This window comes from Pseudomonas onubensis (genome assembly GCF_965653655.1).
Taxonomy (GTDB): domain Bacteria; phylum Pseudomonadota; class Gammaproteobacteria; order Pseudomonadales; family Pseudomonadaceae; genus Aquipseudomonas.
Map to the genome: position 1 here is coordinate 40,968 of NZ_CBFHAZ010000033.1, position 15,045 is coordinate 56,012.

The following is a 15,045-nucleotide window of genomic DNA, read 5'->3' on the forward strand; positions in this document are numbered from 1 at the left end:
ACCCATGAAACCTGCCTCATTAAGCGAGGGCCGTCGTGGCCCTGCGCAAATCTGGAACAGTGCGCCGCAGTTGGCGCAAATCCCCTTTATCAAGCCCTCCTCGCTGGTGCCACGCGGTGCGCGCGTGGTGGTCATCGCGCCTCACCCCGGCGATGAGGTGCTGGCGTGTGGCGGCTTGTTGCAACTGCTCAGTAGCCTCAACCACCCGCTGCAACTGATCTCGATCACCGATGGCAGCGCCAGCCACCCTGGCTCGAATGCCTGGCCGGCCAGCCGCCTGAGTGTGATCCGGCCGCAGGAAAGCGCTGAGGCGCTGCGGCGCCTGGGCATGCCGCTGCACAGCCTCAAGTGGATTCGCGGCGGCTTCTGCGACGACGCCCTCGCCGCCCGCGAACAGCCCATGAGCCAGTTCATTGCACGCTACCTGCAACCGGGCGACGTGGTGTTCACCACCTGGCGCCACGACGGCAAGGACGACCATGACGCCGTCGGCCGCGCCAGCGCCAAAGCCTGCCAGCTCACCGGCGCGCGCCTGTATGAACTGCCAATTTGGGCCTGGCACTGGCCGCTGCGCGAAGGCTCGGTGATCCCCTGGCATCGCGCGCGCAAGGTGCGCCTGGACAGCTGGAGCGTCGCGCGCAAGCTGCACGCCGCCCATGCGTATGCCAGCCAATTGGTCGGCGACCCGGAGATCGGTTTGGCGCCCATGCTTGCCCAGGAGTTGCTGGAGCGCATGCGTGAACCCTATGAGATCGTGTTTGCCTAGGGTAGCGCTCGTCTGTACCTGTTAATTCTCACAGTAGCGGCCGGCGCAATGTGCGACTAGGGTGCAAAAAGTCCTGCACGGGTTGACGTGCAGTCGAGAAAGCCATGCCAACCTCTTGCATTCGCCGGTGTTTTCGCCGAACAGGTAACCTGTAGTCCCTGCTCCGTATCGCGCACTTCCTTGCCATGGCTAGAACTGCACCTGATTATCCAGGTGCAGGAACTACCTTCTGACAAGGAGCAGTCATGCGCACACTGCCAGTTTCTCTCACGTATTTGGCTTTCACGTTGATGGCGGCTTGGCCACTGCCGTCGCCAGGCGCCTGCACGATCAACACCACCGCCGGTGATGACACCTCGACCTGCGACAGCGGCACCGCACCGGGCTTTACCGACACCGCCGGCAGCAACACGCTGAACATCAGCGGCAGCGGCACTGTCAACGGCACTGTCACCTTCGGTGCCGGCAACGACCTGGTAGACATCAACGGTGCGCCCGCGGCAATCAATGGGGCGCTGGACCAGGGTGACGGCGCGAACATCTTTCGCCTGACGTTGGGCACCGTCGGGGCCGTCACCCAAAGGGATGGCGCGGACTTGGTACAGATCAGCGGCGGGCAGGCCGGGGCGATCATCCAGGGCGGGGGCATCGACAGTTTTGTAATGCGCGGTGGCACTGTCGAGTCTCTGGCCCAGGGTGACGGCCATGACATATTCGACATGAGTGGTGGCACCATCACTGGCGCGTTTGAAGACGGCGATCAAGCGGTGATGACGGGCGGGCGAATCGGACGCGTCGATATGAAACTGGACAACAACGTCTTCGATATGAGCGGTGGGACCATCGTCGGCAACCTTGTCACTGGGCTTGGCAGGGACACCATTCTCGTCTCGGGCACCAGCACCATCGGCGGCAACATCAGCACCAGCGCTGGTGTGGATCTGGTTCAGGTCAGAGGTGGCACGGTCAACGGCCAGATCCTCACCAGCTTCGGCGCCGATCAGTTCATCTGGACCGACGGGGGAACAATCAACGGGGCAATTCTCATGGGCGCCGATGATGATACTGCCCTGCTGCAAAACCTCAGTGAAACCTTGCTGGCTTCCAACCCCCAGCTGGACGGCGGCCTGGGTAACGACACGCTCACCTTCGATGCCACACACACCAGTGCCCCGAGCCGTTACACCGGCTGGGAGAGGGTGTTTTTAGTCAATGGATCAGCCCTGACACTGGGTGGTACATTCGTATTGGGAGGCAGCGATACCGGTACCGGCGCAATGAGCATCGATGCAACGAGCAGATTGATCGTCTCAACCGGCACTCTCGCGACCTTCACGTCCGGGCAATTGGCTACCTTGAACAACGCCGGTCTGATCGATATGAGTACCGGCAGTTCCAGCACGACCGACAGCTTGACGGTCAACGGCAATTACATCGGCACGGGCGGTCGGCTGGCGCTGCAAACGGTGTTGGGCGCGGATAACTCACCCAGCGACAAACTGGTGGTCAGCCAAGGCACACTGCAGGGCGCCACTGCGATCAATATCACCAACCTGGGCGGTGCAGGTGCGCTGACCGTGAAGGATGGCATTGAGGTGGTGCAGGCAACCCAGGGTGCCACGAGCAACGCCGGGGCATTCTCTCTGGCCGGCCCCGTGTCTGCCGGTGCGTTTGACTATCACTTGTTCAAAGGGGGCGTGACTGCCGGTACGGAACACAATTACTACCTGCGCTCCACCGTGCCTGCCCTCCCCGCGCCCGGTGCAGCGATTACGGCGCCAGCCCCTGCGCCTGGCACCCCGGCATTGCCGCCCAATCCAGGCAACACTGCAATCCCCCTCTACCGCGCCGAAGTGCCGGTGTACGCCGTGCTGTTTCAAGCTGCCGAGCAAATCGTGCAAGGCATGCTAGGCACTTACCACGAACGCGTGGGCGATCAGCGTCAGCAGCAACAAGCCGGGGTGTTCCCCACGGGTTGGGCCAGGGTCTACGGCGGCAACAGTCGCCAGAGTTTTGCTGGAACGGTCAGCCCGACACTCGACAGTTCGCTGTCGGCCTTCCAGGTGGGCAGCGACCTGTACGCCACCACCACGGACAGCGGCCAGACTCATCGGCTTGGCTTCTTTGTGGGGCACAGCCGGCTGCGAGGCGACGTCAAGGGTTTCAATGGTGGTTTCCACAACAACGACGCAGGCAGCCTGACCTTACGCGGCGACAGCCTGGGCGCCTACTGGACATTGATCGGCGACAACCGCGCCTATCTGGACCTGGTGGTAATGGGCACCCGCTTTACCGGCAACAACGAGTCAGACCGGGGTATCAAGATGAAAACCAAAGGCAGCAATGCATTGGCGTCCGCCGAAGTGGGCTGGCCTTTTACAGTGAGTGCCCAATGGGAACTGGAGCCACAAGCCCAGCTCATCGTCGACCGCACACGGCTTAACAACGAGCACGACCGGATCTCCGCCGTCTCTTATGACGCCGACACGCATGTCACCACCCGCCTGGGTGCCCGCTTGCGTGGCAGTTATGAGGTGAGTGGTATGCCCGTGCAGCCCTACGTGCGCGCCAACGTCTGGCATGCCCGCGCCGGCACCAACACCGTAAGGTTCGATGATGCTACCGACATAAACACCGAACAAAAGTCGACCACGCTGGACCTCAACCTCGGCGCGACCCTGGCCGTTGCCCAAGGCATCAGCCTGTACGGCCAACTCGGCTACAACCGCAACCTGGACAGCAATGCCCTCAACGGCCGCCAAGGCACACTGGGGCTTCGAATGGATTTCTGATCCGCGTATGTGTATCGCACTGTGTACAGGAGGTGTTGCGATACACAACGTTTAACCCAAGGCACTTACTGAAACACAGCCGATACAGCACAACGTTCAACTGAGCATCCGGCACCCATCAAGCCCAAGGAGGCTCGCCATGCACGCTCAGTTGAAACGCCACCCACTTTTCCTGGCCCTTGCCCTGTTGCCATTGGCTGCCACGGGCATTGCCCATGCCGAGATGCCCGAAGCGCAAACCCCGCCAGCGCAGCATCAATCGGCCTTCGGGGCGCTTAAGCACATCAAGGCCGGCCTGCTGGATGTGGCCTACGCCGAGGTCGGCCCGGCCAATGGCCAGGTGGTGATTCTGTTGCATGGCTGGCCCTACGATATCGACAGCTACGCCAACGTCGCACCATTGTTGGCCGCCAAGGGCTACCGCGTGCTGATCCCGTATGCGCGTGGGTATGGCGATACGCGTTTTCTGTCGGATAAAACCTTACGCAATGGTGAACCTGCGGCACTGGCCCAGGACGTGATCGATTTCATGGACGCGCTGAAGATCAAACAGGCGGTACTGGGCGGTTATGACTGGGGCGCGCGCTCAGCAGATATTGTCTCGGCGCTGTGGCCGGAGCGGGTCAAGGCCTTGGTGTCGGTCAGCGGCTACCTGATCGGTAACCAGGCCGCCGGCAAAAACCCGCTGCCACCCCAAGCGGAATTGCAGTGGTGGTATCAGTTCTACTTCGCCACCGAACGCGGCGCCGCCGGTTACCAGAAAAACACCCACGACTTTGCCAAGCTGATCTGGCAGACCGCCTCACCGAAGTGGGCCTTTGACGACGCCACCTTCGAACGCAGTGCCAAAGGCCTGGACAACCCCGATCACGTGGCCATCACCGTATTCAACTACCGCTGGCGCCTCGGTCTGGTGCAGGGCGAAGCGCAATACGCCGCCCTGGAGCAAACACTCGCGCAGGCGCCGAGCATTGGCGTGCCGACTATCACCCTTGAAGGCGACGCCAATGGCGCGCCGCATCCGGCACCTGAGGACTACGCCAAACGCTTTACCGGCAAGTACCAGTTCCGTCTGGTGAGCGGCGGCATCGGCCATAACCTGCCGCAAGAAGCGCCGGCGGCGTTTGCCAAGGCCGTGATAGACGCCGACCAGCTGTGACGGGCTCTAGCCATATGCCACCCTGGAAAATGTGAAATTTTTGTTAACTATGTCTCCCCAAAGGCTTTTTTGCTTGGGCTTGATCTGCCACACTAATGCGAATAATTATCAACAGATTTATTATTCGCTAGGGACGGCGTTCAGGGGAGACTCCGTTTCATGTCTGTGCAACTTCATGTTGGCAAAGCATTTACACCCAGTTTGATGGCGTTGGCGGTTTATCTTGCCACCTCACCCGCGGCCTTCGCCGCCGACGCGCAACAACCGCCAGAGGTGGTTGAGTTAGGTGCGACGCAGATCAACACCGAGCAAGTCCTCGGTGCGACAACCGAAGGCAGCCAGTCCTACACCACCGGCTCGATGGCAACCGCGACCAAACTGCCGCTTACCCTGCGTGAAACCCCGCAAGCGGTCACGGTCATTACCCGTCAGCGGATGGACGACCAGGCGATGACCAGCATCAACGACGTGGTAAAAGCCACGCCAGGTTTGTTCCTGAATTTCTCCAGTGGCCCTGGCCGAGAATCCTATACCTCACGTGGTTTCGACATCGACAACCTGATGTATGACGGCATCCCCACCGGCTATAACGGCGTTTCAGTCGGCGCCCAGCCGAACCTGGCAATGTTCGACCGCGTCGAGATCGTGCGCGGGGCCACCGGCCTGGTGACCGGCGCCGGCAACCCTTCGGCGGCCATCAACCTGATACGCAAGCGGCCACTGGATGAGCAGAAAGTCACCCTCACCGGCGCCGCCGGCAGCTGGGACGACTACCGTGGCGAGCTGGACGCCTCCAGCCCACTCAATGACAGCGGCACTTGGCGCGGCCGGGTTGTGACCTCTTACCGAGACGCCAATGGTTTTATCGACAAAGCCAAGGAAGACCACGGCCTGTTCTATGCCGTCACCGAGGCAGACCTCAGCGAAGACACCACTTTGACCCTGGGTTTCTCGAACCAGAAGGACAAGACCAACTACTTCTGGGGTTCTTCGATGGTTGGCCAGGACGGCCATCACTTGAACCTGCCGCGCTCCTACAACCCAGGGACCACCTGGGAGAACAAGGATCAGGAGATCAACACGGTGTTTGCCGAGCTGCGTCAGCGCCTGGCCCACGACTGGAAACTGCAGATCAACGCCAACTACGCTGAGCAGGACGCGCTCTTTTCGGGCTCCTACCAGTCGCGCTGGGTCAACAACACCCTGGCGCGCACGGTCTACCAGGCCTCTTACGATGAAGACCAGGCCGGCGTCGACGCCTTCGCCAGCGGCCCCTTTCAGGCCTTCGGGCGTACCCATGAATTGGTGGTCGGCGCCAGCCGCCGCATCTATGACATGACCACCCACAACTACAGCCCGTACAACTTGAACTGGCCACTGACGGCGGGCAAACCGGACTTCGTCCACACCACCAACGACCGCGACGTCACCACCCAGGACGGTGTCTACCTCACCACACGCCTGAGCCTGGCCGACCCGTTGAAGCTGATCCTCGGCGCCCGTCTGGACTGGTATGACTACGATGCCCATGGCAGCAACGATGGCGATTACCATGTAACGCGCAACCTCACCCGCTACGCCGGTCTTATCTACGACCTGGACGACCACCACTCGGTGTATGTCAGCTACAGCGACATCTTTACCCCGCAGAGTGACAAGGACAGCACCGGCACGCCGCTCAAACCGATTGTCGGCAAGAATTATGAGGTCGGTATCAAGGGCGAATACCTGGGCGGCGCATTGAATGCTAGCGTCGCGCTGTTTCGTGTAGACCAGGAAAACCGTGCCGTGGCGGTGGTGGTGCCGAACTGCCCGCAGGCATCCTGCGCGGTAGCCTCAGGCGAGATTCGCAGCCAGGGTATCGACATGGAACTGCAGGGCGCATTGACCCCCAATTGGCAGGTTGGCGGCGGCTACACCTATGCGCGCACCCACACCATCAAGGATGACGCCAACCCGCAAAATGTTAACAAACAGTTCGACACCGACATCCCGGAACACTTGTTCAAACTGACCACCAACTACCACTTCCAGGGCGCTCTGGAAAAACTCCGCATAGGCGGCAACGTCTACTGGCAAAGCCGTTTGTACAACGACTTTAAAGTCGCGGACGGCAGTACCTACCGCCTCAAGCAAGGCGCCTATGCCGTGACCGACCTGATGGCTGGTTACCAAGTCAACCAGCATCTGGACCTGCAGCTCAATGCCAACAACATCTTTGATCGCACGTATTACCAGTCCATCTCCAACTCCGTGAGCTATGGCGGCGACTCCTACGGCGCACCGCGCAACATGATGGTGACCGCCAAATATAGCTTCTGATCCTGTTTGTATTTTCGGTCGCCCGCTCGGGCGGCCGTTCTTAAGTCTTACTGTCCACTGCCGATAACGATTTGTTACAGCTGATCCGGCAAAAAACCTGATACCTGCTTTGCTTTTTACCGGCGGCCCATCGTGGCACGCCGCATGCTTTGTTCCTGGCTCGACCACATGGAGTAAGAGTGAATGCCCGCACGCGCCCGCTTCCTGGAGCACTACCGCAAAGCCGACCGCATCATGCTGGCGTTGATCTGGCTGATGTTTCTATTCTCCCTGGGTCTGGCCTTCTGGCACGACACTTGGCTGCAAGCCGTGATCGTCGGTGGTGGCGCCAGTGTGGTGCTTACGCTGCTCTATCGCGCCCTCGGTGGCACCCGATTAATGCGCTGTTTGCTCGGCGCCGGCCTGATGGTCATGGCCGCGCTGCATATCAACCAGGCGCAGGGCTTGATCGAAGCGCACTTCGGTATCTTCGCGCTGCTGGCGGTGCTGACGTTTTATCGCGACTGGCTGCCGATCCTCGTCGCGGCGGTGACCATCGCCGTCCACCACGTGGTGTTTCACGCGTTGCAGCATCAAGGTTTCCCGGTATTTGTGATGGACCATCATGGCGGCTGGAACATGGTGTTCGTACACGCCTTTTACGTAGTGATGGAGACGGTCGCCCTGCTCTACCTCGCCATTCATAGCCAGGCCGAGGCGGTCGAAAGCCAGGAGATGCTGGAAAAAATGCTCGCCGTGACGTCCCAGCTCACGGTAGAAACCGCCCGGGGTGAAGGCAAGGCGCATGTGTCCCTGGCCAAGCGTTTCGACCACTTCCTGCAGCAGATCACCCACCTGATCGATGGCGTGACCCGCGACTCCCATGGTCTCGGCCAACTCGGCCAGGCGTTGGCCAGCGCCAGTGGCACATTGGAAAAAGGTGCGCGCCATCAACTGGTCGAAATCAACCAGATGACCGACTCAATGCAGCGCATGGAAGACGCCACCGGCCACATTACCCTGCACGTCGAACAGGCCGTTGAACATGCGGGCAAGGCCAGCCAACAGATTGCACGAGGCCAGGACAGTGTCGGTCGCGCCCAGCAGGAAATCACCCAATTGGCCTCACGTATCAACGGCACCAATGAGACGGTGCAAGGCCTGGCCACGCAAGCCGAACAGATCGGCTCGGTACTCGAAGTGATCAGCAGCATCGCCAACCAGACCAACCTGCTGGCGCTCAACGCCGCCATCGAAGCCGCCCGCGCCGGCGAGCAAGGCCGAGGTTTTGCGGTGGTCGCCGATGAGGTCCGCAGCCTGGCCCAGCGCACCGCCGTCTCCACACAGGAAATCAAACAGATCATCGAAGGCCTGCAACACGGCAGCCGCCAGGCCGTCGAGGCCATGCACGACAGCCAGGCAGGTGTAGCGCGTTGCGTAGAGGACAGCCAACTGGCGGTGGACATGTTGCAGGCCGTGGGCGCCGACATCGCGCATATCGACGCGCTGAACGGGCGAATCGTGATTACCACCCGCGAACAGACCTCTGCCAACCTGGAGATTGTCGGGCGCCTGCAGTCAGTGCAGAACATTGCACAAAACACCGCCGATGATGTGGAAATCCTGGCGCGCAGCAGTGAGCAGTTGCCGCCGATTGCGGTCAGGCTGGATGCGTTGGGGCGCAGGTTTCATCAGTGAGTGTCGGGGGCGTGTCGAGTACTGGCTGTTCGCCCCCTTTAACGTTTACAAGACATGGAAGGTTTGAAATATGGACACAATTTACACACTAGACGCCAGGGGTAACGTTTTTCTTGAGGTGATCACAGAGCACTTTGGAATTTCTCAGCAGTTAATGACGCACCAAATACAGGCTATGTTCCAAAGCACCTTAAAAGCCCTCGCAAACAGCGGCGTCAATTATCAACAACTTAAAACCGCCCTCGTCCCGTCCATTGAAAACAATGAAGCAGCCTTTCTGTTTGATACGCGGGTAATCCAATCCAGCAGCTATGGTCAAGCGATCATGTCCTACCTGCTTCCTCTACTGGAACCCAAAAGTACCCAAAGCATCCTCGCGGGAGATTTAATCGCCAGCAACAAACAACAAGACTACGTGTATGAAATCATTGAACACCAAACAAAAGTAGCGCGATATTTTGAGTACGGGCACAGCACCGATATCTTTTGCATTTATTTAAACAATATTACGGACGCGGCACTGGAGCGAATAAACGAAGGGCTGAAAACGCAAGCTTCCTATATTGGCTTTATTCCGACCACCTATGACTCCCCCGCTAAGACGTACCTTTCCACAACCTTAGTGAACGTAGGCATAAAACGTGAAAAAACAATAATTTTGGCGCACGAAGATGATCGACCAAACGACCAAAACGTAAACATCACCAGCTATGACTTTGAAAAAGAAGGTTATTGCATCAAAAGTATCAAGACGCTTAACTTTACCCAATTTCTCAGTTATAAAATAGAACGCAAACCGTTAGCCAGACATGAAACAGATACCCACTTTTCTCTCAACGCAATCACCGAAAACGTACAAGCACTTTCAAACCTGAACATTATCCTGGAAAATAAAAAATACGACTACCTATTGAACGCTGGCAAACTGATAAAAAGCGGGCTCACACAAACAACCAAGGAGGACCTGATAAGCCTGATCAGAGGCAAAATAGAATCAAGCTATATTTACAACCTCAGTTATGTAGAAGAGCACGACACCCGAAAATTCAATATCATAATTGAAACTCAACGACCTGGTTCATCCTGCCCCGCACGTACAATTGTTGGACTCGAATACCGTCCTGACGACAAAGCCCTAAGAGTGATCACTATGTTTTAGCCTCGGCCATGCCGACGCTTTGGTTGCGTACTTCCCGGCGACCGAAAAAATCAAATGAGCCACAGTCCTTCAGGCTGAGACCGCGACTATCCTTCAAGTACGCGTTTGAGGCGTCTCAAATGGTTGTTAATGATCAACTTATGCACCGGCCCCACCGGCAGCATGTACAGGCGCCCAAAAGTGTTATGGGTGACCACCGATGAGGTGATCGTAAACACCCGCTCACTGATCGACAGGCAAATCATCACATCCAGGTGCCGGTCGCGCTCGGTCAGCACCAACACGTCCGGGGCGCTGTGTTCTACCAGGAAAAAATCCAGCCGCTCGCCCGCCTGCACGGTGTTTCGCGGCAAGCCCGAGAACCCACCGATGCGTTTCACACCGAACCGCGAAGAAATCCCGTCGCGGATTCGAAAGGCCCACTGCATGAACATCCCAGGGTCGGCGGTCATGATGTTCCAGGCCTCAAGCACGCTGGTATCAGTGGGTAACCTGACCGATCTTTGGTCGTAGTAATCCAGCTCGGCCGGTAAACCCAGCGTGTAAACAACATCCTTGGTAGCCAACGATTATCTCCTTGAAAAGCGCGGTTCGTGACAGGTCTGGACGGTAAGTAAAGCGCGATACCAGCGCTTGCGGCAACACTCAAGACAGACGCACGCTACGCGGCCCGCATCGATGCGGGCCGCGTAAGTCTTTCAAACTGAAAACGTGCGCACCAAGCGCTTACTCCTTAGCGTCAAATGCCGGGTGAAATTGCACAGTGCCGACTGGCAAATCACCGCCAAAGCTCAACGTTTGGAAGTACTCTTGAGGAACCCCGGGCAACTCCAAACCAGCGTAAGCTTTGAAGCCAAAGCGACCGTAGTAGCCAGGATTACCCAACACAACACAGCCATTTGCACCATTGCCTTGCAACTTGGCAAGCGCGGTTTTCATCAAGGATGAACCAATTCGCAGGCCCTGGCGTTCAGGCAATACGGATATCGGCCCCAGCCCATACCAACCCGCAGCACCGGAAGACACGGTAACTGGGGAAATGGCGATGTGCCCGACGATTTCATCATTCACGACCGCCACCAGCGAAACGGTTAATTGCCCGGCTTGGCGCAGTGCATCGACAATGAATTGCTCGGTGTGGCTGGAATGCGCTTCGCTCTGGAATGCCTCAGTTGTCACTGCGAATATACGTTTACTGTCTTCAGGTAGTTCATTGCGGATACTCAGGCTCATATTCAAGTGCTCTCGGGTGTCTTGATCAATCAGGCCACGTAGCGTGCGGAACAAATCAGTCGTTTTTGTGTATTGGTCGCCATAGGTCAGGTTAAACGCGTAATCAAAACCACGTGGGTTGATGCCTTGGTTGTGCTGCAGGATCGTCTCCAGCTTGTCCAGCGCTTTCACAGCCAGGGCCTCAGGGGAGCCGGCGTTTTCGTAGTCCTCCCACAGCGTCATTATTTGCGTGCGCAAACCTTCATCCAGCGAACGCGTGAGGTGTAAGAGGTCGGCGCGCTCTTGCTCGGTTTTATGTGGAAAGTCGTTCTTGCTCACAGCGGGAATATCGCCGCTTATGGCCTCACCCAGATCATGAATCAGGCAGAGCTTGAGCACTTTCAACAGGTCAAGGCCTTTGAGTTCGTCAGCGAACACCATCGCCATCAGGCTTAATCGCCAACTATGCTCGGCCGTACTTTCCTGGCGACCGGATGAAGTATGGGCACTTCTGAGCACACTTTTGAGTTGCTCCGCTTCGCGCAGGAAGTCCAGGCGCCCTTTCAGTGTTTCAATGTTCATGACAACTCCAATAATTAACGGTTATCCAGTTGCGGACGCACCGCCTGCAACCCTGACTTGGTCACACGATAAGGCTGGCCGTCTATGGACTTGAGCAATCGCTTGGCCCTTAGTTTGTTAAACACGCTGAGCGTGCAGTCAGCAAGCAGATAGCCTTCTCGGGTATAGCATTCCACCGCCCTCACCCGACCTGACGCGTCGCGTTGGTGTGAGATGCGGCCGCCTTTTGCGAGGACGTGCAGCCTCCGTTGTTCCGATTTGGAAATATTCATACTGTCCACCTAATAAGTGTCAGGACGGGGTAAACGCTGCGTCGTTACTAGGCGCTGTTTTTCTGCAACACGAAAAACTGATAGCCGTAGTCATCCAGAAAGCGCTCGTGGATATCAATCTCTTCCTTGATGTCTGCCAGAGCATTTGACGAAAAGTCGCTTGCAGATACTTCTGCAACCTTTTTACGCAAGGGCGCCACGTAGTTTTCCCACGCGTGGCGACTCAAGGCAAAACTGTGCAGGACCCGATAACCCAGTGGGGCCATGCTGGAAACTCGGTCCTGAAGCGTCGTCATGGCTGGATAGTTTTTCTTCCAGAATGAAAACGCTTCAGCGTGCGGGCTATCGGTTAACCAGATCAAATCACTGACCACCAGAAAACCTTGCGGCTTGATAAACCGTCTCCAGCTTTTGAGCGCATGCCCAAAGCCCATGATGTAAGCACTGCCTTCGGCCCAAATGGCATCAAATGAACCGTCTTCAAAGGGCAGTTCAGTCATGCTGGCGCACAGGAGCCGGACACGCTGCTCCAACGCATTGGCCGCAACGGCCGCCTGCACGTGGACCAGGCTGTATTCGTCGTTGTCCACGGCGGTAACCTGCCCTTGGGTATGTTGTGCCAATAACAGCGTGCTCACACCCCGGCCGCAACCGATGTCCAGCAGCGTCTTCGGAACAGCGGGCAATGCATTCAGGGCTGCCAATGTGTCTTCGGCAGAGCCCGGCCCCAGGCGATCCAAACTATCAAAGAGTCGCTCGAAATCGGCCATGTAGTGGTCATGTTCATTCATATCCTTTGATAACCACTTAAGGCGCAACGCCTGCTTTTCGTTGAAGCCCTGTTTGAGCAACCAGCCCAGATGCGCGCCTGGGGCCTGGTTCTCCAACGCCTGGTGCCAGCCACGCATCGAGGCTTGCCCGAGCATGGCGGCGAGCAGATCCCGGGATTGTTGTTTCTGCGCAATCTCGTGTTCCAGCGTCTGTAACCGCTCAAGCAACAATGCCCTGTCGATGCGCGTGTCCAGGCACGCCTGGCACTCTTTCAACGTCAGCCCACCGGCTTGCAGTTGCTGCAACAACTTCAACTGTTGCAGGTCATGCGTCGAATACGCGCGATACCCATTGGCCTGGCGCTTGGAGCTGATCAGCCCCAGCTTTTCGTAATAGAGCAGCGTCGAACGGCTTAAACCCACTTTCAGCGCCAACTCGGAAATACGATACATAAGCTGTCCCTCGATCCATGGCGTACAACATAAACTATGAAGCTATAGACAGGTAAAGGGGAAATTTGCCCAAATGGTTTTTTTATTGCGACCTTTTCTACGCAGATCGAAGTGCGGTGTGTGTGGATTGTCCTACCCCCTCAAGACCCTTTATCCTCTTCGGTCCCGCACGACCCACTCCGGAGCCGCCATGGACCTCGCCACGCTCGCCCTCTTTCTCCCCGCCTGCTTCGCCCTGAACATGGCGCCCGGCCCCAACAACCTGCTGTCCGTAAGCAACTCCACGCGTCATGGCTATCGCACTTCTTGCCTTGCGGGTATTGGCCGTTTGCTGGCCTTTGCCGGCATGATTGCCCTCGCCTCTGCCGGCTTGGCGGTGGTGCTGCAAACCTCAGAGCTGTTGTTCTACGGGATCAAGATTCTGGGTGCGGCGTATCTGTTTTATCTTGCATTCCAGTTGTGGCGGGCTAATCCGCACAAAGAAGCTGAATCAGCGACGGACAAGGTGGGATTGTGGGCCTTGGCACGTCAGGAGTTTCTGGTGGCGGCCGGCAACCCTAAAGCCATCCTGATCTTCACCGCTTTCCTCCCGCAATTCGTAGTGCCAGGCCAACCGATCACCCCCCAATTTGCGCTGCTGGGTGCGATGTTCCTGGGCCTGGAATGGGTCGCCATCAGCGCCTACGCGTACATGGGCCTGCATATGCGCCGCTGGTTTGCCGAGCCCCGTGGCAAGCGACTGTTCAATCGCTGCTGCGCCGGCTTGTTGTCAGCGGCGGCCACAGTGCTGTTGATGGCACGCAGGGCGTGAGGGCCGCCTCGCGCACTTCACGAACATGGACACCCTGAATAGGGAGAACGCGACATGACCCGAACCGAACTCGTCGACTTTTACCAAGGCTACATCGACTGCCTCAACCGTCAGGACTGGGAGCACCTGGGTGACTTCGTCCACCCGCAGGTGACCTACAACGCCAGCCCCATCGGCCTGGCAGGCTACCGCGCGATGCTGGAACGCGATTTTCGTGAGATCCCCGACCTGGTGTTTCGCATCCAACTGCTGGTAGCCGACCCGCCGACCGTCGCCAGCCGGTTGAATTTCACGGTGAGCCCCCGAGGTGAATTCTTCGGGCTGCCGATCAATGGCAGGACGGTGACCTTCGATGAAAACGTGTTCTACGAATGCCGCGATGGCAAAATTGCGCAGGTCTGGTCAGTCATCGACAAAGCCGCGATAGCTCAACAGCTGACACACGATTAGCCTTGATCGACCGTCGTCTAGACTCTCTACACCCGACCAACCCGTGGAGACCCAAGATGAACAAAAACACCCTCTGCCTCTGGTACAACGGCACCGCCCTGGAAGCGGCGAAGTTCTACGCCGAGACTTTCCCGGACAGCGCGGTGAAGGCCGTACATCACGCCCCCGGCGACTTTCCGGCGGGCAAGCAAGGCGATGTGTTGACCGTCGATTTCACCGTATTGGGCATTCCCTGCCTGGGATTGAATGCTGGCCCGGCGTTCCCGCATACCGAGGCGTTTTCATTTCAGGTGGCCACGGACGACCAGGCCGAAACCGACCGCTATTGGAACACCATTATCGACAACGGCGGCCAGGCCAGCGCCTGCGGCTGGTGCAAGGACAAGTGGGGCGTGTCCTGGCAGATCACCCCACGCGTCTTGTCGGCGGCGGTGACGCATGCCAACCCGGCCATCGCCAAGCGTGCGTTCGAGGCAATGATGACCATGACCAAGATTGACGTGGCTGCTATCGAAGCTGCGGTAGCAGGTGATTGAAGGCACCAAAGATCCAATGTGGGAGCGGGCTTGCTCGCGAATGCGGTGGGTCAGTCAACTCACCTGTCACTGATACACCGCATT

Annotated in this window: 13 protein-coding genes and 1 pseudogene; 9 read left to right on the top strand and 5 right to left on the bottom strand. The window is 58.0% G+C overall.

Translation table 11 applies throughout. The annotated features are described in order from the left end of the window. Positions 1-4 precede the first annotated feature (4 nt). The 6 genes from ACTD9P_RS13590 to ACTD9P_RS13615 all read left to right on the top strand — a co-directional run bounded on the left by ACTD9P_RS13590 (position 5) and on the right by ACTD9P_RS13615 (position 9,875). Positions 5-766 (top strand): PIG-L deacetylase family protein, encoded by a 762-nt coding sequence (locus tag ACTD9P_RS13590; RefSeq protein WP_438868085.1) that lies wholly within the window; start codon positions 5-7, stop codon positions 764-766. 245 nt (positions 767-1,011) lie between these two features. Next, the gene (locus tag ACTD9P_RS13595; RefSeq protein ID WP_438868086.1) at positions 1,012-3,558 is read left to right on the top strand and encodes an autotransporter family protein; all 2,547 of its coding nucleotides are present in this window, start codon (positions 1,012-1,014) and stop codon (positions 3,556-3,558) included. Between the two features lie 139 nt (positions 3,559-3,697). Further along, positions 3,698-4,717 (top strand): alpha/beta fold hydrolase, encoded by a 1,020-nt coding sequence (locus ACTD9P_RS13600; protein WP_438868087.1) that lies wholly within the window; start codon positions 3,698-3,700, stop codon positions 4,715-4,717. 159 nt (positions 4,718-4,876) lie between these two features. After that, positions 4,877-7,039, top strand: coding sequence for a TonB-dependent siderophore receptor (locus tag ACTD9P_RS13605; RefSeq protein WP_438868088.1), 2,163 nt, complete (start codon positions 4,877-4,879; stop codon positions 7,037-7,039). Between the two features lie 183 nt (positions 7,040-7,222). Further along, positions 7,223-8,716 (top strand): methyl-accepting chemotaxis protein, encoded by a 1,494-nt coding sequence (locus tag ACTD9P_RS13610; protein ID WP_438868089.1) that lies wholly within the window; start codon positions 7,223-7,225, stop codon positions 8,714-8,716. Between the two features lie 70 nt (positions 8,717-8,786). After that, the gene (locus ACTD9P_RS13615) at positions 8,787-9,875 is read left to right on the top strand and encodes a hypothetical protein (RefSeq protein ID WP_438868090.1); all 1,089 of its coding nucleotides are present in this window, start codon (positions 8,787-8,789) and stop codon (positions 9,873-9,875) included. Positions 9,876-9,961: 86 nt separating this feature from the next. Here ACTD9P_RS13615 and ACTD9P_RS13620 read toward each other — a convergent pair whose 3' ends face one another. The 5 genes and pseudogenes from ACTD9P_RS13620 to ACTD9P_RS13640 form a co-directional block, all read right to left on the bottom strand. Beyond that, positions 9,962-10,441 (bottom strand): DUF2867 domain-containing protein, encoded by a 480-nt coding sequence (locus ACTD9P_RS13620; protein WP_438868091.1) that lies wholly within the window; start codon positions 10,439-10,441, stop codon positions 9,962-9,964. Positions 10,442-10,601: 160 nt separating this feature from the next. Then, entirely contained in the window at positions 10,602-11,108 is a 507-nt protein-coding gene (locus ACTD9P_RS13625) for a GNAT family N-acetyltransferase (protein WP_438868099.1), read from the bottom strand. Between the two features lie 3 nt (positions 11,109-11,111). Next, a pseudogene (locus ACTD9P_RS13630) lies at positions 11,112-11,669 on the bottom strand (HD domain-containing protein); the annotation flags it as partial. Between the two features lie 14 nt (positions 11,670-11,683). Beyond that, positions 11,684-11,941 (bottom strand): YjhX family toxin, encoded by a 258-nt coding sequence (locus ACTD9P_RS13635; protein WP_438868092.1) that lies wholly within the window; start codon positions 11,939-11,941, stop codon positions 11,684-11,686. A 47-nt stretch (positions 11,942-11,988) separates the two neighbouring features. After that, positions 11,989-13,164, bottom strand: coding sequence for a methyltransferase domain-containing protein (locus tag ACTD9P_RS13640; RefSeq protein ID WP_438868093.1), 1,176 nt, complete (start codon positions 13,162-13,164; stop codon positions 11,989-11,991). Positions 13,165-13,354: 190 nt separating this feature from the next. Between ACTD9P_RS13640 and ACTD9P_RS13645 the strand changes: the two genes are divergently transcribed. Genes ACTD9P_RS13645 through ACTD9P_RS13655 form a run of 3 tightly spaced genes read left to right on the top strand, consistent with a single transcriptional unit; the run spans position 13,355 to position 14,961 of the window. Further along, positions 13,355-13,975 carry a LysE family translocator gene (locus tag ACTD9P_RS13645; protein WP_438868094.1) on the top strand — a complete coding sequence of 207 codons (621 nt, stop codon included), beginning with the start codon at positions 13,355-13,357 and terminating at the stop codon, positions 13,973-13,975. A 54-nt stretch (positions 13,976-14,029) separates the two neighbouring features. After that, entirely contained in the window at positions 14,030-14,425 is a 396-nt protein-coding gene (locus tag ACTD9P_RS13650) for an ester cyclase (protein WP_438868095.1), read from the top strand. 56 nt (positions 14,426-14,481) lie between these two features. Then, positions 14,482-14,961, top strand: coding sequence for a VOC family protein (locus tag ACTD9P_RS13655; protein WP_438868096.1), 480 nt, complete (start codon positions 14,482-14,484; stop codon positions 14,959-14,961). The last annotated feature ends 84 nt before the right edge of the window (positions 14,962-15,045 follow it).

What these genes read in the sequence shown, in the direction of transcription:
- ACTD9P_RS13590 (WP_438868085.1), top strand. Translation starts at nt 5, where the DNA reads ATGAAACCTGCCTCATTAAGCGAGGGCCGTCGTGGCCCTGCGCAAATC.
- ACTD9P_RS13595 (WP_438868086.1), top strand. Translation starts at nt 1,012, where the DNA reads ATGCGCACACTGCCAGTTTCTCTCACGTATTTGGCTTTCACGTTGATG.
- ACTD9P_RS13600 (WP_438868087.1), top strand. Translation starts at nt 3,698, where the DNA reads ATGCACGCTCAGTTGAAACGCCACCCACTTTTCCTGGCCCTTGCCCTG.
- ACTD9P_RS13605 (WP_438868088.1), top strand. Translation starts at nt 4,877, where the DNA reads ATGTCTGTGCAACTTCATGTTGGCAAAGCATTTACACCCAGTTTGATG.
- ACTD9P_RS13610 (WP_438868089.1), top strand. Translation starts at nt 7,223, where the DNA reads ATGCCCGCACGCGCCCGCTTCCTGGAGCACTACCGCAAAGCCGACCGC.
- ACTD9P_RS13615 (WP_438868090.1), top strand. Translation starts at nt 8,787, where the DNA reads ATGGACACAATTTACACACTAGACGCCAGGGGTAACGTTTTTCTTGAG.
- ACTD9P_RS13625 (WP_438868099.1), bottom strand. Translation starts at nt 11,108, where the DNA reads ATGAGCCTGAGTATCCGCAATGAACTACCTGAAGACAGTAAACGTATA.
- ACTD9P_RS13635 (WP_438868092.1), bottom strand. Translation starts at nt 11,941, where the DNA reads ATGAATATTTCCAAATCGGAACAACGGAGGCTGCACGTCCTCGCAAAA.
- ACTD9P_RS13640 (WP_438868093.1), bottom strand. Translation starts at nt 13,164, where the DNA reads ATGTATCGTATTTCCGAGTTGGCGCTGAAAGTGGGTTTAAGCCGTTCG.
- ACTD9P_RS13645 (WP_438868094.1), top strand. Translation starts at nt 13,355, where the DNA reads ATGGACCTCGCCACGCTCGCCCTCTTTCTCCCCGCCTGCTTCGCCCTG.
- ACTD9P_RS13650 (WP_438868095.1), top strand. Translation starts at nt 14,030, where the DNA reads ATGACCCGAACCGAACTCGTCGACTTTTACCAAGGCTACATCGACTGC.
- ACTD9P_RS13655 (WP_438868096.1), top strand. Translation starts at nt 14,482, where the DNA reads ATGAACAAAAACACCCTCTGCCTCTGGTACAACGGCACCGCCCTGGAA.